At 63.0% G+C, this 25,053-nt stretch carries 21 protein-coding genes; 13 read left to right on the top strand and 8 right to left on the bottom strand.

The annotated features are described in order from the left end of the window. The first annotated feature begins 149 nt into the window (after nucleotides 1-149). Nucleotides 150-1,124: an arginase gene (rocF, locus tag QX128_RS26470; RefSeq protein ID WP_315803604.1), complete on the top strand. Its 975-nt coding sequence runs from the start codon at nucleotides 150-152 to the stop codon at nucleotides 1,122-1,124. Nucleotides 1,125-1,179: 55 nt separating this feature from the next. On the opposite strand, the gene QX128_RS26465 is transcribed toward rocF, so the two are convergent. Then, a complete protein-coding gene (locus QX128_RS26465; RefSeq protein ID WP_316238977.1) occupies nucleotides 1,180-2,811 on the bottom strand; it encodes an NAD-dependent malic enzyme in 1,632 nt (543 codons plus the stop codon). 195 nt (nucleotides 2,812-3,006) lie between these two features. Beyond that, a complete protein-coding gene (locus QX128_RS26460) occupies nucleotides 3,007-4,311 on the bottom strand; it encodes a divalent metal cation transporter (RefSeq protein WP_316238940.1) in 1,305 nt (434 codons plus the stop codon). 165 nt (nucleotides 4,312-4,476) lie between these two features. Between QX128_RS26460 and QX128_RS26455 the strand changes: the two genes are divergently transcribed. Both QX128_RS26455 and QX128_RS26450 read left to right on the top strand, forming a co-directional pair. Continuing rightward, nucleotides 4,477-8,334 carry an ATP-binding protein gene (locus tag QX128_RS26455; RefSeq protein ID WP_316238939.1) on the top strand — a complete coding sequence of 1,286 codons (3,858 nt, stop codon included), beginning with the start codon at nucleotides 4,477-4,479 and terminating at the stop codon, nucleotides 8,332-8,334. Between the two features lie 99 nt (nucleotides 8,335-8,433). After that, complete coding sequence (locus QX128_RS26450) at nucleotides 8,434-9,369, top strand: hypothetical protein (protein ID WP_315803601.1); 936 nt, start codon at nucleotides 8,434-8,436, stop codon at nucleotides 9,367-9,369. Nucleotides 9,370-9,381: 12 nt separating this feature from the next. Here the strand turns inward: QX128_RS26450 and QX128_RS26445 are convergent, their stop codons facing one another. Then, entirely contained in the window at nucleotides 9,382-9,567 is a 186-nt protein-coding gene (locus QX128_RS26445) for a hypothetical protein (protein WP_315803600.1), read from the bottom strand. A gap of 501 nt (nucleotides 9,568-10,068) precedes the next feature. Here QX128_RS26445 and QX128_RS26440 point away from each other — a divergent pair. From QX128_RS26440 to QX128_RS26425, 4 genes are all read left to right on the top strand, one after another. Then, a complete protein-coding gene (locus tag QX128_RS26440) occupies nucleotides 10,069-10,191 on the top strand; it encodes a hypothetical protein (protein WP_315803599.1) in 123 nt (40 codons plus the stop codon). Nucleotides 10,192-10,231: 40 nt separating this feature from the next. Then, a complete protein-coding gene (locus QX128_RS26435; protein WP_315713663.1) occupies nucleotides 10,232-10,399 on the top strand; it encodes a hypothetical protein in 168 nt (55 codons plus the stop codon). 4 nt (nucleotides 10,400-10,403) lie between these two features. Beyond that, complete coding sequence (locus tag QX128_RS26430; protein WP_316180036.1) at nucleotides 10,404-10,865, top strand: GNAT family N-acetyltransferase; 462 nt, start codon at nucleotides 10,404-10,406, stop codon at nucleotides 10,863-10,865. A 193-nt stretch (nucleotides 10,866-11,058) separates the two neighbouring features. Then, the gene (locus QX128_RS26425) at nucleotides 11,059-12,321 is read left to right on the top strand and encodes a CoA transferase (RefSeq protein ID WP_316238938.1); all 1,263 of its coding nucleotides are present in this window, start codon (nucleotides 11,059-11,061) and stop codon (nucleotides 12,319-12,321) included. A gap of 53 nt (nucleotides 12,322-12,374) precedes the next feature. On the opposite strand, the gene QX128_RS26420 is transcribed toward QX128_RS26425, so the two are convergent. Then, nucleotides 12,375-13,103, bottom strand: a complete 729-nt coding sequence (locus tag QX128_RS26420) for a CBS domain-containing protein (RefSeq protein WP_315753506.1) — start codon at nucleotides 13,101-13,103, stop codon at nucleotides 12,375-12,377. 162 nt (nucleotides 13,104-13,265) lie between these two features. Here QX128_RS26420 and QX128_RS26415 point away from each other — a divergent pair, with 162 nt between their 5' ends. Both QX128_RS26415 and QX128_RS26410 read left to right on the top strand, forming a co-directional pair. Then, nucleotides 13,266-13,628, top strand: a complete 363-nt coding sequence (locus QX128_RS26415) for a hypothetical protein (protein ID WP_315803596.1) — start codon at nucleotides 13,266-13,268, stop codon at nucleotides 13,626-13,628. Nucleotides 13,629-13,834: 206 nt separating this feature from the next. After that, complete coding sequence (locus QX128_RS26410) at nucleotides 13,835-15,508, top strand: PHA/PHB synthase family protein (RefSeq protein WP_410053183.1); 1,674 nt, start codon at nucleotides 13,835-13,837, stop codon at nucleotides 15,506-15,508. Between the two features lie 40 nt (nucleotides 15,509-15,548). On the opposite strand, the gene QX128_RS26405 is transcribed toward QX128_RS26410, so the two are convergent. After that, a complete protein-coding gene (locus QX128_RS26405; RefSeq protein ID WP_316238937.1) occupies nucleotides 15,549-17,093 on the bottom strand; it encodes an AAA family ATPase in 1,545 nt (514 codons plus the stop codon). Between the two features lie 22 nt (nucleotides 17,094-17,115). Beyond that, entirely contained in the window at nucleotides 17,116-18,105 is a 990-nt protein-coding gene (locus QX128_RS26400; protein ID WP_316238936.1) for a zinc-dependent alcohol dehydrogenase family protein, read from the bottom strand. A 250-nt stretch (nucleotides 18,106-18,355) separates the two neighbouring features. Between QX128_RS26400 and QX128_RS26395 the strand changes: the two genes are divergently transcribed. After that, on the top strand, nucleotides 18,356-21,049 hold the full coding sequence (locus QX128_RS26395) for a bifunctional acetate--CoA ligase family protein/GNAT family N-acetyltransferase (RefSeq protein ID WP_316180043.1): 2,694 nt from the start codon (nucleotides 18,356-18,358) through the stop codon (nucleotides 21,047-21,049). A gap of 38 nt (nucleotides 21,050-21,087) precedes the next feature. On the opposite strand, the gene QX128_RS26390 is transcribed toward QX128_RS26395, so the two are convergent. Together QX128_RS26390 and QX128_RS26385 are read right to left on the bottom strand one after the other, a co-directional pair. Next, a complete protein-coding gene (locus QX128_RS26390) occupies nucleotides 21,088-21,594 on the bottom strand; it encodes a phage holin family protein (RefSeq protein ID WP_316216921.1) in 507 nt (168 codons plus the stop codon). Continuing rightward, nucleotides 21,595-21,864, bottom strand: coding sequence for a hypothetical protein (locus tag QX128_RS26385; protein ID WP_316238935.1), 270 nt, complete (start codon nucleotides 21,862-21,864; stop codon nucleotides 21,595-21,597). A gap of 161 nt (nucleotides 21,865-22,025) precedes the next feature. Between QX128_RS26385 and QX128_RS26380 the strand changes: the two genes are divergently transcribed. From QX128_RS26380 to QX128_RS26370, 3 genes are read left to right on the top strand one after another with little or no spacing between them, the layout of a single operon-like run. After that, nucleotides 22,026-23,162, top strand: a complete 1,137-nt coding sequence (locus tag QX128_RS26380; protein WP_316238934.1) for an ABC transporter permease — start codon at nucleotides 22,026-22,028, stop codon at nucleotides 23,160-23,162. Nucleotides 23,163-23,164: 2 nt separating this feature from the next. Next, nucleotides 23,165-23,944, top strand: a complete 780-nt coding sequence (locus QX128_RS26375; RefSeq protein WP_315803589.1) for an ABC transporter ATP-binding protein — start codon at nucleotides 23,165-23,167, stop codon at nucleotides 23,942-23,944. A 3-nt stretch (nucleotides 23,945-23,947) separates the two neighbouring features. Further along, on the top strand, nucleotides 23,948-25,048 hold the full coding sequence (locus tag QX128_RS26370) for an ABC-type transport auxiliary lipoprotein family protein (RefSeq protein WP_316180045.1): 1,101 nt from the start codon (nucleotides 23,948-23,950) through the stop codon (nucleotides 25,046-25,048). The last annotated feature ends 5 nt before the right edge of the window (nucleotides 25,049-25,053 follow it).

The following is a 25,053-nucleotide window of genomic DNA, read 5'->3' as shown; positions in this document are numbered from 1 at the left end:
GACGCGATTCGGCCGAGGGCGGATGTGACGTTCCTGAAAATGCCGTCTGATGCGATTGGTTCCCATGGACCGAGACGCATCGCCGGCGAAGCACGCGGTGCAAAATCGCGCTACGCTGGGCGGCCGGCCGTCGATGAAAGGATTCCGTCTTGGCTTCTCCAGACCTTACAGCGCCACATCGCATTGCCGTCCTTGGTGCGCCGATCGATCTCGGCGCGTCGGTCCGCGGCACGCTGATGGGGCCGGCTGCGCTGCGCACCGCAGGTCTCATCAACGTGCTGGAAAGCCTAGGGCTCGACGTTACCGACTACGGCGATGTCGGCATCGCCGACATGACGGAGTCTGCAGACGAGCCGCCGGCGAGGGCCAAGCACTATCGCCAGATCCAGCGCTGGTCGCGGGTGCTGGCGCGCCGCAGCCATGACCTGGCCCGGACCGGCGCCATTCTGGTGTTTCTCGGCGGCGACCATTCGCTATCGATGGGGTCGGTGAACGGGGTCGCGCGCCATTGCCGCGAGATCGGGCGGGAGCTGTTCGTGCTGTGGCTCGACGCACATGCCGACTACAACACGCCGGACACCACGATCACGGCGAACATGCACGGCATGTCCGCCGCGTTCTTGTGCGGCGAGCCGGGTCTCGACGGCCTGCTCGGCGACGAGGCACGCGCGTCCATCCCCCCGGATCAGCTGGAGCTGTTCGGCATCCGCTCGATCGACAGGGCGGAAAAGGAGCTGCTGCGTCTCCGGCGTATCAGCATCGCCGACATGCGCGCCATCGACGAATTCGGCGTCGGCGTGCTGATGCGCCGGATCCTCGACAGGGTTCGTGCGCGGAACGGCGTCCTGCATGTGAGCTTCGATGTCGACTTCCTCGATCCCGAGGTGGCCCCCGGCGTCGGCACGACCGTACCTGGCGGCGCGACCTATCGCGAGGCGCATCTCATCATGGAGATGCTGCACGATTCCGGCCTGGTCCGTTCGGTCGACATCGTCGAGCTCAACCCGTTCCTCGACGAGCGCGGCAAGACTGCGCGCGTCGCGGTCGAACTGATCGCGAGCCTGTTCGGTCAGCAGATCACGGACCGGCCGACGCCGACCAATGCGATCGTTCCGGATCAATAGAGCGGATGCCTCCTCGCTCGACCTCGGTGAGCCCGAGGCATCCGCGATCTCGGGCTCAGTAGCGGGCGTCGTACATCTTCGACTCGACGAAGCCGAGCAAATCGTTCGGCGCGGGGCCCGTGGCGAGCCCGTTCTGATAGGCAACGCCGGCCACCGCGGCGCCGATATGGGCAGACACCTCGCGGATGCGCGGCAGCGCCGGGTAGAGGCTGCCCTGCTCGAGATCGGCGCCGGTGACGCAGTTCGCCAGGGTATGCGCGGCGGCCATGAACATCTCGTCGGTCACCAGCCGCGCGCCGCTGGCGATGGCGCCGAGGCCGACGCCGGGGAAGATGTAGGAGTTGTTGCCCTGACGCGGCACGAAGGTCTTGCCGTCGAGCTTGACCGGATCGTAGGGGCTGCCGCAGGCGAACAGCGCGCGGCCCTGGGTATAGCGATAGGCCGACTCCGCCGAGCATTCCGCCTTCGAGGTCGGGTTGGAGAGCGCAAAGATGATGGGGCGCTCGTTCAGCTCGGCCATGGCCTGCAGCACTTCCGGCGTGAAGGCGCCGCCGACGGCCGCCACGCCGATGATCGCGGTCGGCTTCAGCGTCCTGATCGCGGTCAGGAAGTCCGCGATCGGCGCCTGGTCGTGCGCATAGCGCAGCTTGTGGCCGTGCAGGTTCTCCCGCCCCTTGATGACGAGGCCGCGCGAGTCCGTCAGCCAGTTGCGCCGCAGCGACTCTGCTTCGGACAGGCCCTCGGCCATCATGGCGGAGACGACGAGATCCGCGATGCCGGTGGCCGCCTCGCCGGCGCCGAGGAACAGCACCGTCTGGTCGCGGAGCTTGCCGCCGGTGATGCGCAGCGCCGAAAACAAGCCGGCGAGCGCCACCGCCGCGGTGCCCTGGATGTCGTCGTTGAAGACGCAGGCGTCGTCGCGATATTTGTGCAGCAGCTTGAACGCGGCGTGGTTGGCGAAATCCTCGAACTGGATCAGCACGCCCGGGAAGGCGGCGCGGGCCGCGGTCATGAACTCGTCGACGAAGGCGTCATAGGCTTCGCCAGTAAGGCGCTTCTGGCGCAGCCCGATGTAGTAGGGGTCGGCCAGAAGCTCTTCGTTGTTGGTGCCGACATCGAGCATGACGGGCAGGCACTCTTCCGGATGGATGCCGGCGCAGGCCGAGTACAGCGACAGCTTGCCGACCGGAATGCCCATGCCGTTGGCGCCGAGATCGCCGAGACCCAGGATGCGCTCGCCGTCGGTGACGACGATCAGCCTGGCGCGATACGGCCAGTTGGCGAGGATCTCCGCGATCCGGCCGCGGTCGTTGGCCGAGATGAACAGGCCGCGCGGACGCTGGAAGATCAGACCGTATTTCTGGCAGGCGAGGCCGACGGTCGGCGTGTAGATCAGCGGCTGGATCTCGTCGATGTTGTCGCAGACCACCCGGAAGAACAGCGCTTCGTTGCGGTCATGCAGCGCATTCAGTGCCACGTACTTCTCGAGGTCGTTGGACAGGCTGCGAAGATTGACCAGGATCCGCTCGGCCTGGGCCGGCATCGACATGACCCCGGCGGGCAGGAAGCCGCGCAGGCCGAGCGCATCGCGCTCCTGCTCGGTGAAGCCGGTGCCCTTGTTGAGCAGCGGATCGCGCAGCAGCGCGAGTCCGCGCGGAGAATAGGGGGGGAGCGTCGATGCGCTCATGCGTTGCGGCTGGGTCAAGGCAGTCTCCGAGGTCCTTTGTTCGAGCACCGCCATACCGGCGCGCGCCCGGCGTTGATCGGCATCAATCGCGGCGGGATGGCGGGAACGGACTGTTAACACAGTTTACGTTCCGCGTTGCACCAATGACGTTGTGCAACTGCGTTGCAGCCGACGCAGAGGGACATGCGATGGCCGCTAGGCGCGGCCCGTGACGAATGACCACAGCAGCGCCAGCACGGCGATGGCCATGATGCCAGTCCCCATCCATCCCAGGGCGATCAGCCAGGACCGTCCGCGGAAGCGGCCCATCAGCCCGGCATTGGACACGATCACCATCATCATCGCCATGATCGGCACGGCGGCGATGCCGTTGAGCACGGCGCTCCACACCAGCATGTGGATCGGGTCGATGCCGGTGAAGCCAAGCCCGAAGCCGATGATCGTCGCGGCAGCAATGATGCTGTAGAAGCCGACCGCCTCGTCCGGCTTGGCCTCCAGGGTCGCGTGCCAGCCGAAGATCTCGGCGACGGCGTACGCGGCCGAGCCCGCCAGCACCGGAATCGCCAGCATGCCGGTCCCGATGATGCCGAGCGCGAACAACAGGAAGGTGAAGTCGCCCGCGAGCGGGCGCAGGGCTTCGGCCGCCTGCGTCGCCGAGTCGATTTTGGTGATGCCATGCGCGTGCAGCACCGTGGCGGTCGTCACGATGATGAAGAACGCGATCGCGTTCGAGAAGATCATGCCGATCGTTGTGTCGATCCTGATCCGTCGGAGGTCGGGGTGGTCCTTCTTCGACAGCTCGCGCAAGGGACGGTCGACCTTGCCCTGGTTCATCTCCTCGACCTCCTGCGAGGCCTGCCAGAAGAACAGGTAGGGGCTGATGGTGGTGCCGAGCACAGCCACCACCGTCAGCAGATAGTCGGCCTCCGTCGAGAGGCTGGGCCAGACCGCCGCGAGCAGCGCCGTGCTCCAGGGCACTTTGACCATCAAGGCGGTCGCGACGTAGGCGAACAGGCTGAGGGTCAGCACCTTGATGAAAGGTGCGTAGCGGCGGTAGGGCAGGAATACCTGGAGCAGCGTCGACCCGGCGGCGAAGATCAGCGCGTGCTCATGATTGAGACCGCCGATCACCAGCGACAGCGACTCCGCCATCGCCGCGATGTCGGCTGCGATGTTGAAGGTGTTGGCGCCGACCAGCAGCGCGACGAGGCCGAAGACGATCCCGCGTGGCGCAAGCGCGGTGATGTTGGCCGCCAGCCCTTTGCCGGTGACACGGCCGATGCGCGCGCTCACCAGCTGGATCGCGATCATGAAAGGCGCTGTCAGAAAGACCGTCCACAACAGCCCGTAACCGAACTGCGCGCCGGCCTGGGAGTAGGTCGCTATTCCCGACGGATCGTCGTCGGCGGCACCGGTCACGAGACCTGGACCCAACAGCCGGAATACGCTCCAGGGCGACCGTTTCGGTTTGTTCGGTTCAGATGCAACGGTCGTGGCCATGGCAGCGCTCCCCCGGCGGTGTATGTCTCTCGAAGTCGCACGACCCCTTTTTGTTCCCGGCTCCGGAACCGGAGGAGAGTACCTGCGTTCCAGATCACGTCGGATTTCGACCAGGGGGAGCGCGTGCCGGACGAGCGGCAAACAGGGCATGATCAGGAGCTCGGCATGGCCGAGCGCGAGAGGCTTTTTTCCGGAGGCAGTGAGCTGGCCGGACTGATGTTGCGGTTCGATTGGGAGGGCACCTCGATCGGACCGCCGGAGCATTGGCCGCAGAGCCTGAAGACGGCCGTCAGGATCATGCTGACATCCCAACAGCCGATCTGGATCGGTTGGGGAAGGGAGCTGATCTATCTCTACAACGATGCTTACAAGACCATCATCGGCGGCAAACATCCGTGGGCACTCGGCCGACCGATCTCTGCAGTCTGGCACGAGATCTGGGAGGACATCGGTCCGTTGCTGGCCAAGGCCGGCGGCGGTGACCAGGGCACCTATGTCGAGGCGCAACTCCTGATCATGGAGCGCAACGGCTTTCCCGAGGAGACCTACTACACGTTCTCCTACAGTCCCATTCCGGACGACGATGGATCACCTGGAGGAATCTTCTGCGCCAACACCGATGACACTCAGCGCGTGATCAGCGAGCGCCAGCTCTCGTTGCTGCGCGAACTCGCAAATGCCGGGGCCGGGGCCCGCAGCATCGATCAGGCCTGCGCAAGCTGCGCGGACGCGTTGGCGCGGGAGGCGCGCGACCTTCCGTTCGCGATGATCTACATGACCGACCCGGACGGCGAGGCGGCGCGACTGCAGGCCTTGACCGGCATCGACCGCGATCATCCCGCTGCTCAGCCGAGGCTGAGAATTCAGCCGGAAGCAACGTGGCCTCTGGCCGAAGCGCTGAAGCTGCAGGATGCGGTGCTGGTTCGTGACCTTCCGCGGCGGTTCGGTCTCAGCTTTCCGACCGGCGGATGGCGTCAGCCGCCACAGCACGCCGTTGTGCTTCCGCTGCCCGCGTCGGGGGAAGCCGGACGGGGCGGCTTCCTCGTCGCAGGTCTCAATCCGTTCCGCCTCTACGACGAGAGCTATGCCCGCTTCCTGAACCTCGTCGCGGGGCAGATTGCAGCGGCCGTCAGCAATGGCGGGGCCTATCAGGCAGAGCGGCGCCGGGCGGAAGCGCTGGCCGAAATCGACCGCGCCAAGACGACGTTCTTTTCCAACATCAGCCACGAGTTTCGTACGCCACTGACGCTGATGTTGAGCCCGCTGGAAGACCTGCTCGGCCGCGCCGAGGCCCAACTCACCCCCGAGGCGCGATCCGCCCTCAGCCTGATCCACCGCAACGGCATTCGTCTGCTGAAGCTCGTGAACACGCTGCTCGACTTTTCGCGCATCGAGGCCGGCCGCATGACCGCGCATTTCGAGCCGATCGATCTTGCGGGTTTCACTGCCGAGCTCGTGTCCAACTTCCGCTCGGCGACGGATCCTGCCGGCCTGCGTCTCACCATCGACCGCACGCCCCTGTCCGAGCCGGTGTATGTCGACCGCGACTTGTGGGAGAAGATCGTTCTCAATCTGGTGTCGAATGCGTTCAAGTTCACCCTCGAAGGTGAAATCGCGGTGTCGATCGGCTTGTCCACTGACGGCGATCATGCCGAGCTCGAGGTTCGCGACACCGGCACCGGCATCCCGCCCGGCGAGCTGCCGCATTTGTTCGAACGCTTTCGTCGCATTGATGGCGCGCGCGGCCGATCCTTCGAGGGTAGCGGCATCGGTCTCGCTCTCGTTCAGGAACTGGTGAGGCTTCATGGCGGGGAGATCGCCGTAGACAGCGAACTCGGCCGCGGAACGGTTTTCACCGTGCGAATTCCGCTAGGCTCGGCGCATCTGCCGGCGGGCCAGATCGGACCTTCCCGTGTCCTGGCCGTTACCAACGTCCGTGCCGAAGCCTACATCGAGGAGGCGCTCGGGTGGCTGAACGGCGGTGGGCCGTTCGAGCCTCCTCACCCGTCATCATCCGATGACCTCGGTGTTCGCTCCGCGACGGCATCGGCCCGTGATCGCGTGGTGCTCGCGGACGACAATCCCGATATGCGCGACTACGTCCGCCGTCTGCTTGCCGAGGACTATGACGTGGAGGCGGTCGGCGATGGCGTCGCGGCCCTCGAGGCCGTCCGACGGCGCCGCCCCGATCTGGTGCTGACCGACGTCATGATGCCGGGGCTCGATGGCTTCGGCCTGCTGAGAGCGCTGCGCGGCGATGCGCAGCTTCGCGACATTCCCGTGGTCATGCTGTCGGCGCGCGCCGGCGAGGAGGCCAAGGTCGAGGGACTCGATGCCGGGGCGAACGACTATCTCACCAAGCCGTTCAGCGCGCGCGAGCTGCTGGCGCGGGTGCGCGCCAACATCGATCTGTCGCGGGTGCGGCACGAGGCCGAGATCACGCTGCGTGAGCTGAACGAGCGTCTGGAGACGCAGGTCTCCGAGCGTACCGCGGAGCTGCAGGCCAAGGAGGCGCGCCTGCGGACGATCTTCGAGGCGAGCTACACGTTCCAAGCGCTGCTCTCGTCCGATGGGACGCTTCTGGACGCCAATGCGACCTCGCTCGAAGCGATCGCTGCGCCGCTGCACGAGGTCGCAGGGCTGCCCTTCTGGGAGACGCCGTGGTTTGCGGGTACGCCCGGCATGCCCGAGGTGATCAGATCGCTGGTTGACGCCGTCGCTCGCGGCGACGAGGCCCGCCAGGAGCTGCAGCTCGAACTGCCGGTCGGAGGCTCACGCTGGTTCGACTTCCAGATGCGGCCGGTGCGGGATGAGAACGGACAGGTGACGGCCATCGTGCCCGAGGCGGTCGAGCTGACCGAACGGCGCCAGGCGGAGGAGGCGTTCCGCCAGGCCCAGAAGATGGAGGCGATCGGCCAGCTCACCGGCGGCGTTGCGCACGACTTCAACAATCTGCTGACCGTGATCCGGTCGTCGGCGGACCTGTTGCGCCGGCGGGAGCTGTCCCCGGAGCGCATGCGGCGCTACGTGGATGCGATCTCGGACACGGCGGATCGCGCCGCCAAGCTCACCGGACAGTTGCTCGCCTTCGCGCGGCGAACGCCGATGGAGCGCCGCGTCTTCGATGCCGCTGTTCATATCGAGCGGATCGAGGAGATGCTGCAGACCGTGCTCGGCGCACCGGCTGTGATCAAGCTCGATCTCGCTTTGCGCCCGCTTCCGGTCGACGTCGACATCAATCAGTTCGAGACGGCGCTCGTGAACCTCGTCGCCAATGCGCGCGATGCGATGGAGGGCCGGGGCGTCCTGACCATTCGCGGCGAGATCGTCCGGGAGGACGGTCGGTCCGGGCAGCCGTCGTTCGTCTCCATTGCGGTCAGCGACACCGGATCCGGCATCCCTCCAGATCAGATCGACCGGATCTTCGAGCCGTTTTTCACCACCAAGGGTGTTGGGCGCGGCACCGGTCTCGGCCTGTCCCAGGTGTACGGCTTCGTGCATCAGTCCGGCGGACGGGTGCTGGTCGATAGCGAGCTCGGCAGGGGCACGACGCTGACATTGTTGCTTCCGCTGACGGACAAACCACTGGGACCGCGCGAGCGGAGCGAGCAGGATGCCGAACAGCTCGCTGCGCGCTGGAGCGTGCTGGTCGTCGAGGACAACCCGGAGATCGGCGAATTTTCCACGCAATTGCTCGAGGACCTCGGCTACCGGACGGTGCTTGCGCGCAGCGGAACGGATGCACTGCGGATGATCGACGAGAATCCCGAGAGCTTCGATCTCGTGCTCAGCGACGTCGTGATGCCCGGCATGGACGGGGTGACGCTCGGCCAGGAAATCCGCCGGCGGTTGCCGATGATCCCGATCGTGCTCAACAGCGGTTACAGTCATGTCCTCGCTGACGGTGACCGCCACGGTTTCAGCCTGATCCAGAAGCCTTACTCGGTCGACGAGCTGTCGCGCGTGCTGCGCCATGTCATGGCCACGCGAGCGGCAGGCGCGAAGCCGGCGCCGTCGGCATGAGACGCGCGGCAGCTTTCCCCTGACCCCGGTCGGCTTCGCGCGATCAGCACTTGAAGGATCGCGCTTGACCGGCGTATTTTCGGTGCTGGGGGAAGTCTCATGGCACACGAGGAATGGCGGCTGCGCGGCGGTCGGACGCAGCGGCAGATATCTGCTCTTGTCGCGGGCGCGGCACTGGTCATGAGCGGCAGTGCCCTTGCCAAGGACGATGAGGCGGATGAGCCGGCGGGTCTTGCCAACGTCTATATCGATTTCCGCACGAACTACGCCTATCTGCCCGGCGGGGCGTTGTCGACGGGCCTCGGCGACACCTCGCTGTTCGGAACGCTGTCGCAGCTCGCAACCTTGCGCAAGCTGCTCGACCGGCCAACCTTGCCGGGGCGCCCGCAGCTCTCGGCCCCGACCAACCAGGGCGTCGGCGTCGACGTTCCGCTCACGGCGGATCTCGGCGACGCGCTCTCGCTCTATGGCGGCTTCACCGGCAGCGCGTCCTACAACGGCCTGTCCGGTTGGTCTGACGTCGCGGTGACGAGCTGGTTCCTCGGCTTCCAGGCCGATGTCTATCAGCAGAACGGTGGCGCATTCCCGACCTTGACGCTGCAGTCGACGCTGACGCGGTCGGTGCCGGACTCGCCGTTGGCGACAACGTCGTTCAATACGGTGGTCGAGGCGAAATACGCGCTCGACCCCGACGAGATGCGCGGCTGGCTGGCGGGCATCCAATATGCTCACACGGAGATCGACACCGTTCTGGCGCGGATCGGCGACACCACCGCCGGCTATGTCGGCGGCTTCTATCAGTGGGACAACAACTGGAAGGTCTCCGCGCGGGTCGGGCTGCAGTCGTTCGGCGGTGCGCAGCTGCTCGCCCTCGCGCCGATCGCGGCCTACACGCAGCCACTGGTCAGGCTCGATCTCGATCGCATGGATGACGACGACAATCGCCTGTTCGGCATCACGGCGCAGATCGCATGGGCGCCGAAGCCGGTCTATCAGCTGACCGTGCGAACGCCGCTCTACGCGATCAAGAACTGATCGTCGACGCTGCTATCGCATGCTGACAAACTTGCCCCAGAGGCCCGCAAGCAGCGCACCCGTCATCATGTAGTGCGGCTTATCGCAGAACAGGCTGCCGTAGCTGCAGACGTCGGCACCGACCGATCCGAGCTGATGCTGCGCGGCCGCGTAGAACAGCGCGGACAAGGCGGCCAGAACGACTGCGACGACATACATCAAGAAACCTCCTTCCGGCTCAGCCCGACGAGCTGCGAAATGAACTGACGATCGGCGCGCATTTGGGCGCTTGACACGTCGGGCAAATCAGGCGCATTTTGCCAACGTCGAAAAAATCATAGAGCCCGCGCCGATCAGTCGGCAGCGGGCTTTTTATGTTTCAGGAAAGGAATTCGCGCGGCGGTTATCGAAATCGGAAAACCCGATCGCCGCATTTCGATCAAATTTGACACGTCGGGCAAATCACTGACAAAATGTCAGCATCGAAATTTCCGAAATTGCGGTGGCCGCAGCCCGCCAACAGCGGTGGGCTCCTGTTCGGGGATGCTGGCGCGACTGCTTCCGGATCACCTCATTTTGCCGTTCGGCAGCGTGTGCTCTCATAGTCATCCGGATGTTGACCGTCCCGCGCGAACGGGGTGGTCGCGGGCACGATGATCGTCGTCGTGCCCGCAGCGGTCCCTCACGCGAGGGATAAGGTTCGCGCCCGAAGCGATCGCGTTGGCCGCGATCCGCCGCGCCTTTCTGTTTTCAACCGATCGGGACAGGACGATGACCGTCTATCTGATTTCGCTCGCCCTGGTAAGGCTCGTCGCGATCGCCGCCGGCGATGCGCTGTCGTGACCACGTTCCAAATCCACTTTGCAAGATTCCGGAAGCGACCATGTCGAAGACGATCACTGAAATGAGAGCCGATTTCCAGCACCTGCGGCGCTGGCGCAAGAGCGTGGAGCAGGCTCAGAGCTACACGTTCAAGGCCGTCATCACGGTCATCGCGACAGGTCTGATCGGCGCGATCTGGCTCGGCATCAAAGTCGTGCTCGGAAGGTAATGCCGTGCCAGCCAGGACCTTACGGCGAGACCGCCGCTTCCGCATCAGGGAGGTCGACGCTTGCGAGCCTGACGTTCTCGACACCTTGAAGGAGCTCCATGCGCGCACATTCCTCGATTGCGCGCCTCTGCCTGATTTCGAGAGCGGACAATGGTGGATATCGACCGAGCTCGGACGGCCCGTTGCCTTCGCCGGAATGACGCCGTCATCCCTCGGCAAAGGCATCGCCTACCTTTCGAGGGTTGGTGTTCTCCAAGAGCGGTGTGGTTACGGCCTGCAGCGGCGGCTGATGCGTGCGATCGAGCTGCGCGCGCGCCGCTCGGGACTGGATTGCATCGTTTCGGACACGACCTGCAACATCGTTTCCGCGAACAATTTCATTCGGTGCGGATATGTGTTGTTCCAACCGGGCCGGCCCTGGGCCTGGGGGAACTCGCTTTATTGGCGCAAGATGATCCGGCGGTGAGCTGTCGACCGACGCCTTATGCAGATTGCATTGCGCTGCAGCAGAACTAGCCCGGCTCGACAGCTCCGAGCCAGGCTTTTTTTGCGGCTGCCGTTGAGCTAACCATGCGTTGTCGGGATGTTGGAGACAAGCTGCGCCCGGCAGTGAATGGAAGATCGCTTCAGACGATCAAAGCAACGGGAAGGACTCTGGGATGCCGGCCGAGGTCACCCTGCCAGAGCGTGCGCCACGGCCGCCTGACGCGCCGACCGCGCTGGCTGGTCTGCTGGTGATCGACTTCACACGTGTCGTCGCAGGGCCCGCGTGCACACAGACGCTGGCCGATTTCGGCGCCGAGGTGATCAAGATCGAGCAGCCGCTCACGGGGGACGATACCCGGGCATACGAGCACGCCGAGCTCGGCGGAGAGAGCGCTGCGTTCCTCAGCCTCAATCGGAACAAGCGCGGCATGGTGTTGGATCTCACGATCCCGCAGGCCAGAGACGTCGCGCGTGCGCTGATCGCCAAGGCCGACATCGTCGTGGAGAATTTCTCGTCGTCCGTCATGGAGAAGTTCGGGCTGGACTATCAGGCATTGTCCAGCACCAATCCCGGGCTGATCTATTGCTCGATCTCGGCTTACGGACGCTCCGGTCCATTCGCGTGGCGATCAGGGTTCGATCCGATCACCCAGGCCGAAAGCGGGTTCATGTCCCTCAACGGTTTCGCCGACGGTCCGCCGGTGCGGACCGGTCCTCCGATCGTTGATCTGGCCACCGGCATGTCCGCCTGCAATGCCATCCTGTTGGCACTTGCCGCCCGGCAGCGGCTCGGTCGCGGGCAGCACGTCGAGGTGGCGCTGTTCGACATCGCGTTGGCGATGACAGGCTTCTCCGGAATGGCGTATTTGATGAATGGCGTGAACCCCACGCGAACGGGAAATTCGCCGAACGACTCTCCGACGGTCGGCGTCTTTGAAGCGTCAGATGGCCCGCTCTACATCGCATGTGCCAACGATCGGCTCTACCGCCGGCTGTCGACTGAGGTGCTTGGTCGTCCGGATCTCCTGAGCGATCCTCGCTTTGCCACGCGAAGGGCGCGATGGGTCAACCGTACGCAACTGCGCGGCCTCATCGCCGACATCCTTGCCACGGAACGGATGGATGTCTGGATATCCCGGATGAACCAGGCTGGAGTTCCGGTTGGACGCGTTCGAACGGTCGAGCAGGCGTTCAACGCGGCCGAGGTCCGGATGCGCGACCGCACCTGTCGTATTCCGCACCCGACAGCAGGCTCGATACCCAACGTCGAGCCTGCAATCACCATGAAGCTCACACCAACCGTCGAGCCGACGGCGGCGCCGCGGCTCGGTGAGCATACGGCCGCAATCCTGCGCCACAGGCTTGGGTACACCGAGCAGGAGATCGAAGCCCTGCGTCGGGTAGGGACGTTCGGACGCAATAATCCGGGAGCTTGAGGGCATCGTCACTGTTGCCGGACACGGAGGAGCGGCAGCGTCCTCAGCAGCCATCAGCCGGCTTTGGCCATCTCATCGTCTTCCGGTGAGTTCAGGTACATGCCCGACATGGTGTCGACCCAGCACAGATGATCATGCACCTTCTTGACGCCAGAGATGTTCTCGGTGGCAACGATTGCCGCCTGCCGCGACCGCTCCTCGGTAATGACGCCGCTCAGATGAACGATGCCGTCCTTAACGATGACGGACAATCCGAACGGGCACCAGTCGTTCTTCTCGAGGGCGTCGATCACGCGGTTGCGGATGTGATCGTCGTCGGCCGTTGGATCCGGAACCTGCCGCCCGAGCGCGGCGACCGCTTGCAGCAGGTTCGCCCGTGACACGATGCCGATCACTCGGTCTCCCTTGACCACGGGCAACCGTTTCACGTGGTTCTTTTCCATCAGTTCCACGATCTCAGCCAGCGCGGCGTCCTCGGTGATCGTCAAGGGAGACTTGGTCATCACCTCTGACACTTTGCGACCATGCTCGTGGACGAAGTCGGCCGCCGACTTTCCGGGCCCGAGAATGAATCGCAGCCAACGGCCGCGCTTTCGCCCGGTGCCGATCTCCGTTCGGCGGATGAAATCGCCTTCCGAGACGACGCCCACCAGCTTTCCGCCGGGATCGACCACTGGAAGGCCGCTGACGTGCCGTTGAAGCATGATATTTGCCGCATCCACGATGGAAGTGTCAGGGGTGACGGTGATGACGGGGCGGGTCATGATCTGATGGGCGCGCATGGCGAACTCCAATGTCAAAAGCTAAGAAAAAGTAACCCGCTGCCACGGTCTTGAATTGACGCAGGTCAAAGCAGGTGCCGCCGCCGTCATTGACGCAGCTCAAGGTCTTGGCTTTGAATTGCAGCTATACGGCCTTGTGATCCAGCGAGAGGAGAGGTGCCCATGTCCGAGTTCTCCGGGACCAAGATCCTGGCCGACGAAACGGCCGAACTGTCCGAACGTGTCGCTCTCTCCAACAAGCACGCACTTGAGCTGCTCGTTGGCTCCCAGCAGATCATCATGGAGGAGATTCTGTTTGCCAGCAACGAAGTGCTGGATCGCGCGCGTACGGAGACGCATCTGCTGGCCGAGTTCGTGTCGAAGCTGGCCGGCGTGCATTCCGTGACGGGAATCCAGGCGATGGTTCAGGAATGTGGACGGCATCAGATTGATTTCGTCAGGCGTGATTGCGATCGACTTTTCAAGCACGGGCAGCGCCTGATTGATGCCAGCGTGAATCTTATGGGGCAACGGTGGCGAAACTGAAGAGTGCGGGTGTGTCGCGTCCCGAACGGGAACGCGAAGGAACGACCGACAACGACCGAAGCAGTGCCGTTGTCTCTGCAGGGACCTCTTTGAAGCCGGCTGCTGCGCTCGCCGCATCCGACGCAAAGTTGCTCTCCCGCGAAGCCGACGCGAGTTCCGGCGAGCTTCGACGCGAGGATCACGAGCTGGACAAGGCCTTCAGCGCGATGCTGGCTCGGCTCACCGGCGGAATTTCCCCGGCCGCTCTATCAATGGCGTATCTGGATTGGGCTTGTCATCTGGCCACTGCACCTCAGCGCCAGATCGAAATCGTTCGAGATGCCTGGTACGGCGCAAAGCACGTCGCTGAACGGTCCCTGCATTTTGCAGACCCGAATCGTGGTCCTTGGGACCTAATCAAACCGCAGGCGAACGATCATCGCTTTTCCACGCCGCAATGGGCGACGTACCCGTTCAACTTGTTCGCCCAGGCGTTCCTGCTCGGGGAAGATTGGTGGCACAAGGCGACGACCGGCATTCGTGGTGTCGACCCCGCCAACGAAGCCGTCGTCGACTTTTCAATTCGTCAACTGCTCGACATCTTCGCACCATCGAACTTTGCCGCGACCAACCCGGAAGTCTTGGAAAAGACGTTTCAAAGCGGTGGAGAGAACCTGATCTTCGGCTGGCAGAACTGGCTCGCCGATATCATGCAGGTAATGCAGCCCGGAAAGATATCGAGCAATGGTGAGTTCGTCGCCGGCAAGACCGTCGCGACCGCACCGGGCAAGGTTGTGCTTCGCAATCAGTTGATTGAGCTGATTCAATACCTGCCGACGACCGAGAAGGTGCGACCAGAGCCGGTCCTGATCGTACCGGCTTGGATCATGAAATATTACATCCTGGATCTATCGCCGCACAATTCGCTGGTCCGATACCTGACCGACCAAGGCTTTACGGTTTTCATGATCTCCTGGCGAAACCCCGGCGCGGAAGACCGGAATCTTGCGTTTGACGACTACCGCTCGCTGGGCGTCATGGCGGCCCTGGAGATGATCGGAACGATCATTCCGAATACGCCGGTTCATGCCGCAGGCTATTGTCTCGGCGGAACGCTTCTTTCGATCACGGCGGCGGCCATGGCACGGGACGGTGACCAGCGTCTGAAGACGATCACGCTGTTTGCGGCCCAGACCGATTTCACCGAAGCGGGAGAGCTGACGCTCTTCATCAATGAAAGCCAGGTCGCCTTTCTCGAAGACATGATGTGGGAGCGTGGATATCTCGACACCACGCAGATGGCGGGCGCATTTCAATTGCTGCGCTCCAACGATCTGATCTGGTCGCGTGTCTCGCGCGACTATCTTCTCGGTGAGCGCGCGAATCCGAGCGACTTGATGGCATGGAACGCAGATGCGACGCGGCTGCCGTATCGGATGCACTCCGAGTATCTGCGCAAGCTGTTCCTGAACAACGATCTCGCCGAGGGGCGATATCGGGTCGAGGGGAAACCCGTTTCGCTCTCGGACATCCACACGCCGATGTTCGTGGTCGGGACCCTGCGTGATCACGTTGCGCCCTGGAAGTCGACTTACAAGGTCCACTACGAAGTTGATGCCGACGTCACTTTCGTGCTTGCGAGCGGCGGCCACAATGCCGGCATCGTGGCGCCGCCGGGCGAGCAGGGGCGCTCCCATCAGATGCGGACCAAGGCAGCCGACGCGCCATATCTCGGGCCGGACGAGTGGCAGAGCACCTCGCCAAAACTGGAGGGGTCATGGTGGCCGGCGTGGACGGCGTGGCTTGGACAGCAGTCGGGTGCACCGGGCGCGCCGCCGCAACTCGGGGCAGATCGTTCAAATGATCTCGGAGACGCGCCGGGCGACTACGTGCACACGTAGTCGCCGCTTGTGGCGGTCAGGCAGCGTTATTCCACCGGACTCAGGTGCCGATCCGGAGCAATGATCGGCTTCGTTCCAGTGTCGTCTCGGCCGTGCCCGACGCATCCACCCGGAGCCAATCCAGGGCGCCGATGTCGTAGCGTTCCTGATCTTCGGCAATTCCAACCGTTGCATCGGACGCATCGTCGACTCGATGGTGGATCCGCTCCTGCCGGCTGCGCAAATCTGCGACGAGGAAGAGGCCGGCAAAGGGCACCTTCAGCCGGTTCGCGAGATCATGGATCGCCTGTCGTTCATCCGAACGTGCAAACACGGCGTCGACGATCACCGTGAAGCCTTGTGAGAGCACGCGGCCGGCCTGCGTCGTCAACTCTCGATAGACCCGTGCACTCGATGCCGGCGTATAGGCCGCAGCTGGGAGGCGTTCGGTTTCCTTCACGCCGGATAGTTGCTTGCGCAGCACGTCGCTGCGCAACACGATTGCTCCCGGTGGAGGAGCCAAGAGGGGAGCCAGAGCCCGGGCGAGCGCAGATTTTCCCGTTCCCGATAATCCGCCGACGGCGACCACCCTCGGCTCCGCCGGCCGAATGAGGCTGCGCGCAAGTTGGAAGTAGCTCTCTGCGATCCCGATGGTCGCAGAGCGGTCTGCCTCCGAGTGTTCGGCATCACTGCGGTCGAGCCTTGCAAGAAAGACTTGCGCACGGATAGCGGCCCGGATCGCCATGAACAGAGGCAGAGCAGCCAATCCACCGGTCTGGTCGGGCGCAGCGATCGAGAGGTAGCGATTCAAGAGATGGTTGGCGGCGATCGACTGCCCGAAGTGCAAGAGGTCCATCAATGGAAACGCGAGATCGTAGAGGACGTCGATCGTGGCTATCCGGTCGTCGAACTCGATGGCGTCAAACAGCACCGGCTTGTCGTCGATGAGAACGATATTTGCGAGATGGAGGTCGCCGTGGCAGCGCTTCACGTGCCCCTCTTTTGCGCGTTGCTCGAGCAGGGGACAGAGCCGTGTGAAGGCCGAGTGGCAAAGAGCGCGGAGTTCTTCGATCTGCGTAGCGTCAAATAGTGGGACGTTTCGAAAGCTGGCGACGAACGCGTCGATCCAGACTGGAAGCGACTGCGTCCACGCGTTGGACGGCATCCGGGTGGCCACGGCATGCGACGCCGCGATCGTCTCCGCCAGACGTTCGCCCAAGCCGATCTCCAATTGCTGGTGGCGAGCGAGGTGATCGAGTGTCCGGCTGTCATCGAAGCGACGCATCTCGACGGCATATTCGACCGGAGTGCCGGATCCATCGACTTCGAATGATCCGTCTGGCGCCTTGGTGATGGCGACGACACGCCGATAGATGTCTGGAGCAAACGGGTGATTCATCTCCATTTCCTTCGCGCACGCTGCCTTGCGCCGATCGAGCGTCGAATAGTCCAGAAATGGCAGCTGAACGGCGCGCTTGATCTTCAGAGCGCGGTCGCCGATCAGAAACACTGAAGCCGCGTGCGTGTCGATCCGGCGGACACCTGGATGTCGGGTGGTATTGCCCAAGAAGGAGAAGACCAGTTCCTGATCGGATGGTGATGCCATGGGCGGGGTTACCACATTCACTTCAAAAGTCCGGGATAAGCACCGCCGCGCCGACGACGTCACCCCGCCTCAGGCGGGCCAGAACGTCATTTGCGTCGGACAGCGGATAGGGCGTCGTATGGGTCCGTATCTGAGCCTGCTGCGCGACCTGCAGGAAATCGAGACCGTCCTGTCGCGTCAGGTTGGCGACGGACACCACTTGGCGTTCTCCCCAGAGAACGGAATAGGGAAACGTCGGAATGTCGCTCATATGGATACCTGCGCAGACCACCCGGCCACCCTTCCGAACAGCCCGCAGAGCGGCCGGAACAAGCTCGCCAGCTGGCGCATAGATGATGGCCGCGTCCAGAGCAACATCGGGACGCTGGCCCGCCGCTCCGGCCCATGTGGCGCCAAGTTGGCGAGCCAGATCCTGCGCAGCCTCGTCGTGCTCGCGGGTGAACGCATAGATCTGACGCCCCTGCCAGCGGGCCACCTGGGCAACGATGTGACCCGCCGCGCCGAATCCGTAGATGCCAAGCCTCTCGGCTTCCCCTGCCATGACCAGAGATCGCCAGCCGATCAGGCCGGCGCACAACAGTGGTGCGGTGGCGATGTCATCCTCCAGACCATCGAGCGGGAATGCATAATTTGCGTCGACGACGGTGTGGGTCGCATAGCCGCCATCGCGCGTATAGCCGGTAAACGTCGGCTGGTCGCAGAGATTTTCCATACCACGTGCGCAGAACGCGCAATGGCCGCATGTATGCCCCAGCCATGGAATTCCGACGCGTTCGCCGAGCCTGTGCGTCGTCACACCAGGACCAATCTGATCGACATGACCGACGATCTCGTGTCCGGGGATGAGCGGATACCGGATGTCGGGAAGCTCACCGTCGTACACATGCAGGTCAGTGCGACACACGCCGCATGCCCTGATCTTGACGCGGATCTCACCGGGACCAGGATCGGGGTCCGCGAGTGTCTCGGGCTGCAGAGGCGCTCCAGGCTTTCGCAGAACCATCGCTCGCATCGGAGAGCCTCCCGGACGAATTTGCAGGGTAATAAGATAATCAGCCCGGCAATCGTTTGATGCTCATCAAGGACTTGGTCCGAATACTGCGGCCTACCGAGCAGAACCGGCAGGCGCAGTCAGGGAACGCAGCGGGGTTGCATCCGTCACCATGCTGGGATGATAAGTCGCGCTAGACCGGCTGCGGATTGAAACTAAGATCAGTCTCCGGGATTCACCCGCCTTTCACCGACTGATGTTGGACGTGCAAATGTCGACCTACCGAATGCGGAACCTGCTTTTGCCACGCTCCATCGCTCTGATCGGAGGAAGTCCGCGACCGAACTCGGTAGGGAAGGCCATCCTCGACAATATCGTCAAGGCGCGGTTCGAGGGCAAGCTTGGCCTGGTCAATTCTCGCTATCGGGAAATATCCAATATCGCAGCCGTTGGCAGCCTCGCCGAACTGGCGTTTGTGCCGGAACTGGTGGTGATCACGACGCCCCCCCCTTCGATCCCGGATCTCATTCATCGCGCAGGCGCGTTGGGGACGGCAGGGGCTTTGATCATTACCTCGGGTCTCGGGCACGGAGAGGGGTCGCTCGCCGACCAGGCCGAGAAGGCGGCGCAGAAATACGGCATGCGTCTCATCGGGCCGAACTGTCTCGGAATCATGATGCCTACCATCAAGCTCAATGCGAGCTTTTCGGCACACATGCCGGTTGCAGGAAGCCTAGCGCTCATTTCCCAGTCCGGCGCTATCGCGGCGGGGATGGTAGATTGGGCTGCTCAGCGCGGTGTTGGGTTTTCTGGAATCGTCTCGATCGGCGATCAGTTGGACGTCGATCTCGCAGATCTTCTGGACCACTTCGCGTTGGACGGTGGGACCCGCGCGATCCTGCTCTACATCGAAGCCGTCAAGGACGCGCGAAAGTTCATGTCCGCGGCGCGAGGGGCGGCAAGGGTCAAGCCGGTTGTGGTCGTAAAGTCCGGCCGCGGTGCCGTCGGTGCGCAAGCTGCGGCGACACATACGGGCGCGCTGGCGGGAGCCGATGCCGTCTATGATGCGGCTTTTCGCCGGGCCGGCGTTCTGCGGGTCTCCGATCTGCGCGAGTTGTTCGACTGCGCCGAAACGCTGGGGCGGGTGGAGTCGCCCATGGGCAAGAGGCTCGCCATTCTCACGAATGGCGGCGGGATCGGCGTGCTCGCCGTGGATCGACTGGTCGAGCTCGGAGGCGTGCCTGCCGCACTTTCGCCGGTCGTACACGACAAACTTGACGCCATCCTGCCGCCGACCTGGTCCGGATCCAACCCGGTCGACATCGTCGGCGATGCCGATGCCGCACGCTACACGCTCGCGCTCGAAGCGCTGCTCGCCGATCAAGCCAACGATGCAATTCTCGTCATGAATGTTCAGACCGCGATTGCATCCGCGAGCGCCATCGCCACGGCTGTCACCGAGTTCGTCAGTACCTATCGAAAGCAGCACCGGCGCTGGGCAAAGCCGGTTCTGGCGGCATGGGTCGGCGCGGAGCAGCCGGTCATCGAGACCTTGAGCGGGGCAGGAATTCCGAACTATCCAACCGAGGATGATGCCGTTCGCGGCTTCATGCATCTCGTTCGTCATCGGGAGGTGGTCGAATCGCTTGCCGCTGTCCCGCCGGCCATGCCGAGCTCTTTTGCGCCCGACGTCGACGCAGCCCGCGGAATCATAGCGACAGCCCTTGCCGACGGGCGGACCTGGCTCGATCCGGTCGAGATCAGTCGCCTGCTGGAGGCTTACGATATTGCGATGGTGCCGACGTTCGCTGCGTCCTCGGTCGACGAGGCGGTCGGGTATGCGGAACAGTTGTTCGCTCAAGGCACAACTGTCGTTCTCAAGATTCTGTCGAGAGATATCATTCACAAATCCGACGTCGGCGGTGTCGTGCTCAATCTCACCACGGCCGAGGCCGTGCGTAACGCGGCGAACGAGATCATGGCCCGCGCGAAGGCCCTTCGGCCCGACGCACGGATTTCCGGCGTGATCGTGCAAGCCATGATCGTCCGCGCCAAGGCGCGGGAGCTGATCATGGGCATTGCCGACGATCCGATCTTCGGAACCGTGATCGTGTTCGGCAGGGGCGGTACCGCCGTCGAGATCATCAACGACAAGGCGCTCGGTCTGCCTCCGCTCGATCTCCATCTGGCGCGAAACCTCATCGAGCGGACGCGCGTCTCACGATTGCTGCGCGCTTATCGTGATGTCCCCGCGGTCAAGCCCGATGCAGTCGCACTGGTGCTGGTCAAGCTTGCGCAGCTTGCAGCAGACGTTCCCGAGATTCGCGAACTCGATATCAATCCGCTGCTCGCCGACGAGAGCGGCGTCATGGCCGTCGATGCGCGCGTCGCCGTCGGCAGGGTTCCGCCGAAATTCAAAGGCTCTGGTCCGTCGAATTTCGCCGTTCGGCCCTATCCGAGCCAATGGGAACGGCATCTCCAGGTCAAGGACGGCTGGCGGATCCTTGCGCGGCCGATCCGACCCGAGGATGAGCCAACCATTCATGAGTTCCTCAAGCATGTCACTCCGGAAGACCTGCGTCTTCGATTCTTTGCCCCCATGAAGGAGTTCACGCACGAGTTCATCGCGCGCCTGACGCAGCTCGACTATGCGCGCGCGATGGCTTTTGTGGCGCTCGATGAAGCGACAAACGAACTGGTCGGCGTCGTGAGGATTCACTCCGACTCGGTTTACGAGAGCGGGGAGTACGCAATCCTGTTGCGGTCGGATCTCAAGGGACGCGGACTCGGCTGGGCATTGATGCAGCTGATCATCGAATATGCCAAGTCGGAGGGCCTGAAGATGATCTCCGGTGACGTCCTGCAGGAGAATGTCGTCATGCTGGAGATGTGTAGGAACCTCGGTTTCGAGGTCAGAACCGATCCAACCGAGCGCGACCTTTGCAATGTCAAACTCAGGCTCTAAGCTTAGGTGTTTGGTGTCCTCTCACCGGATACATCGGTTCAGGTCGGATGGTGGTCGTCATTGGACGGTGGCCTCGCCGCCTCGCCTTCGGAGGCGCCATGCGAGCGGAGAGTTCTGATGATCATCGTCGCAATGGGAACGATGAGCAGCGGAATGAGGCTGTTGAGCGGATGGTTGACCACGCTCGATATCCGGGACTGCAAAGCTCGTGCTTCCAACTGCAGCGAGTCCATCGCCGAGGAGTGAATCTCGTTGGCTAGTTCGAGTTCCCGGCCGGACGGTGCACGGGATGCGATGATCAGGAGGATCGCCGCAATCGCGATATTGCAGGCTCCGAGTGCTGCGGCTGCCACGACCGCAGAGGTGATCTGGACCAACGCAAGATAGGCCGCCAGCTCGAACATCAGGAGGCCAAAGACGGCGATCAGCGCCGCAAAGGCCCGGAGGCCGAGCCCGACGAGCAGATGCCGGAGCCTGATGTCGGCAATGACCCGGTCCGTCCGCCAGAGAAGGCGCAAATGTTTAACGACATTTTCGGTATCCACTTAAGTTCTCCGCAGCAGGAGGCCAACCGCAAGCCCGAAGGCGAAGGCCGAAGCTGTCGCGACGATCGGACGATCCCTGATCATCCGCTCCACCTGAACGTCAGCCTCGCTTAGACGCATGTCTAGCGCCTCGATCGCTGCAGCGAGCATTCCAGCAGCTGGTTGCGCGTCCGGGTTGTCGCGCGGCGCACCCGCGCCCCGCAACAGCTGGCTTAGCTCACGCGTCAGGCTCTCCAACTCGGTCCGGAGCGTCGTCGGGTCGATGGCCATGTTTTGTCCTCGGCTCAAAATCACTGTAGAACGTAGCTCGGCACGATGCTTGATTTCGCTCAACCCGTGGCGTTGACGGGATTGACGCAGATCAAGCGAGGCAGATCGGCGCGATTTAGGAACGGGTGTGCCTCGGCACGCCGACTGAGGGAGACATCCAATTGCGTGCTCATCCGGGACTTACCGCCGCGACCACGGAGGATGTGCTCGAGCTTCGTCCGAGCGGATCATGGGTGTCCCTGAACGTGGCAGAGCTCGAGAGCTTGACCAGCTCTGTCGGCAACAGCATCAACAGCGCGACTGCCGTGAAGCTTGATCTTGGAGCCGTCAGCGAAATCGATACCGTGGGTGCTTGGTTGCTTGAGAAGCTCGGCCGCCGGGCTGCTGTTGGCGGTCGGCGGGTCGAGACGACCGGGGTGGCAGAAAACTACGTCGGCCTCGTCGAGGAGGTCCGGCAGGTCAATCGACGAGCCGTCGCGCCGGCACCGAGACTGAACCCGATCCTTGCCAAACTCACCGACCTCGGTCGTTCGAGTCTGGGGGCCGCCCAGGATATCAAGGTGTTTCTGGACATGTTGGCCGCGCTGTTCTTTGCGCTGCTGCGGACGCTGCGCCGGCCGCGATCTCTGCGCGTGACCTCCCTCGTCTATCAGATGTACCGCATCGGATGGCAGGCCATTCCAATCGTGGTGTTGATCACTTTCCTGATCGGCGCCATCATTGCCCAGCAGGGGATCTTCCATTTTCGACGTTTCGGTGCCGAGTCTTACGTCGTCGACATGGTCGGAATTCTGGTCCTGCGCGAGCTTGGCGTTCTGATCGTCGCGATCATGGTGGCAGGACGGTCGGGAAGCGCCTACACAGCCGAGCTTGGATCGATGAAGATGCGCGAGGAGATCGATGCGCTGGTGACGATGGGACTTGATCCTGTCGAGGTGCTGATCCTGCCCCGTATCGTTGCGTTGATCTTGACCTTGCCAATTCTCGCCTTCATTGGCTCGATGGCTGGCCTGTATGGAGGAGGGCTGGTGGCCCAGCTCTATGGCGGCATGGGACCGGCAATCTTCATCGCCCGGTTACACGATGCCATCTCGGTGACGCACTTCGAAGTGGGAATATTGAAGGCGCCGTTCATGGCCTTGGTGATCGGCATTGTTGCCTGCAGTGAGGGACTTCGTGTGAAAGGTAGTGCCGAATCGCTGGGGCAACAGACTACGACATCCGTGGTGAAATCCATTTTCCTGGTCATCGTGCTCGATGGTCTTTTCGCCGTGTTCTTTGCGTCCATTGGAATGTAGCAATGGATGATCTTGGCGTGTCCAGCGCGATCCGCGTGACCGATCTCGTTGTCGGGTTCGGCCGGCAGCTCGTTCTGAACGATCTTTCGCTCGACGTTCGTCGCGGTGAGATTCTCGGGTTGGTTGGCGCGTCAGGCGGCGGAAAATCCGTCCTGATGCGGACGATCATCGGGCTCATTCCTCGGCGCAGCGGGTCTATCGAGGTCATGGGGACAACCCTTGGGAGCGCCGAGGAGCGGACGACGCAGGCTGCAGCGAAGCGCTGGGGAATTCTGTTCCAGCAGGGAGCTCTGTTCTCGTCACTGACGGTCAAGCAGAACGTTCAGTTTCCGCTGCGCGAGAGCCTGCAGATGTCGCAGGAGTTGATGGATGAGATCGCGATAGCCAAGCTCGAAATGGTCGGCCTTCGCGCAGAGGACGGTGATAAATTCCCAGCCGAGCTATCCGGTGGCATGACGAAGCGCGCCGCGCTGGCGCGCGCCCTCGCTCTCGATCCGGCGATCGTATTTCTTGACGAGCCGACCTCCGGCCTCGATCCGATTTCCGCCGGCGACTTCGATGCCCTGATCAAGACGCTCCAGCTGACGTTGGGATTGACGGTGTTTATGGTGACCCATGACCTCGCCAGCCTCAACACGGTCTGCGACCGTGTCGCTGCGTTGGCCGATGGCAGGATCGTGGCGATTGGTCCTATGAGCGACCTCCTCCGATCAGAACATCCATGGGTCAAAGCCTATTTTCACGGCAAGCGATCCCAGATGCTGCAACCAAAAGCGAGTTGAAAGATGGAAACCCGTGCACCCTTCGCTGTCATCGGCGGCTTCGTGCTGGCGGCCATCGTCGCGATCTTTGGCTTCGTTTACTGGCTCAACAACACCGGAGGACTCGGTCCTCGCACGACCTATCACGTGCAGTTCGAGGGCTCGGTGCCCGGCCTGCTGGTCGGGGCTGCCGTTCTGTTCAATGGAATCCGGGTCGGCGAGGTGACCGAGCTCGGTCTGGCGGCGAACGATCCGCGTCGGGTCAACGCAACGATTTCCGTGGCCTCGACGACTCCCGTGCGCGCCGACACCAAAGTAGGGTTGGAATTTCAGGGGCTGACAGGAGTGCCGGTGATCGCGCTGGAGGGTGGCGCGTCGGCAGGAGCGGCGAGTGCCGTATCGACCTTGATTGCAGAACCGGGCGCCGGACAAAGCATGACGCAGGCCGCCCGGGACGCCCTGCGGCGTGTCGATGCAGTTCTTGCGGAGAATGCAGGGCCGCTCAAAGATACGATCGCCAACCTCAAGACATTCTCAGACGGCCTTGCGCGGAATACCGGCAAGCTCGATGGAATCGTCTCGGGTCTGGAGAAAATGACGGGAGGCGGTGCTCCAGCACAGAAAGTCACCTATGATCTGAGCGCGCCGCGAGAACTGGGGCCGGTCAACAAGACCATCAAGGGGCAGCTTGCGATACCTGAGCCCACGGCCGTGGCGATGCTGCAGACTCAGCGCATGCTATTCACGCCAACAAAGGATTACCCGGGGTTCGGTGATTTCCTGTGGGCTGACAGCATCCCCAAGTTGTTGCAATCACGTCTGATCGATGCCTTCGAGAATTACGATGTGGCCCACGCTCCGCTGCGGACATCCGATCTGGGCCAGCCGGATTTTCAGCTGCTGATTGATGTCCGCCGTTTCCGGATCAATGCCGATACCGCCGCGGTGGAGATCGGCCTGTCGGCTCGCCTCGTCGACAAGAACGGCAAGGCCATCGCGTCTCGGCTGTTTGACGAAAACCAGCCCGTTGCCCGGCTTGATCCTGCTGATGCCGTGTCCGCCTTCGACGAGGCCTTCGGCCGGATTGCCAAATCGATTTTGACCTGGACGATACAGGCGCTCTGAATCGA

It is taken from the genome of Bradyrhizobium sp. SZCCHNR1015, assembly GCF_032489875.1.
In the GTDB taxonomy this organism is placed as follows: Bacteria; Pseudomonadota; Alphaproteobacteria; order Rhizobiales; family Xanthobacteraceae; genus Bradyrhizobium.
This window is presented reverse-complemented; position numbering and strand designations above follow the sequence as displayed.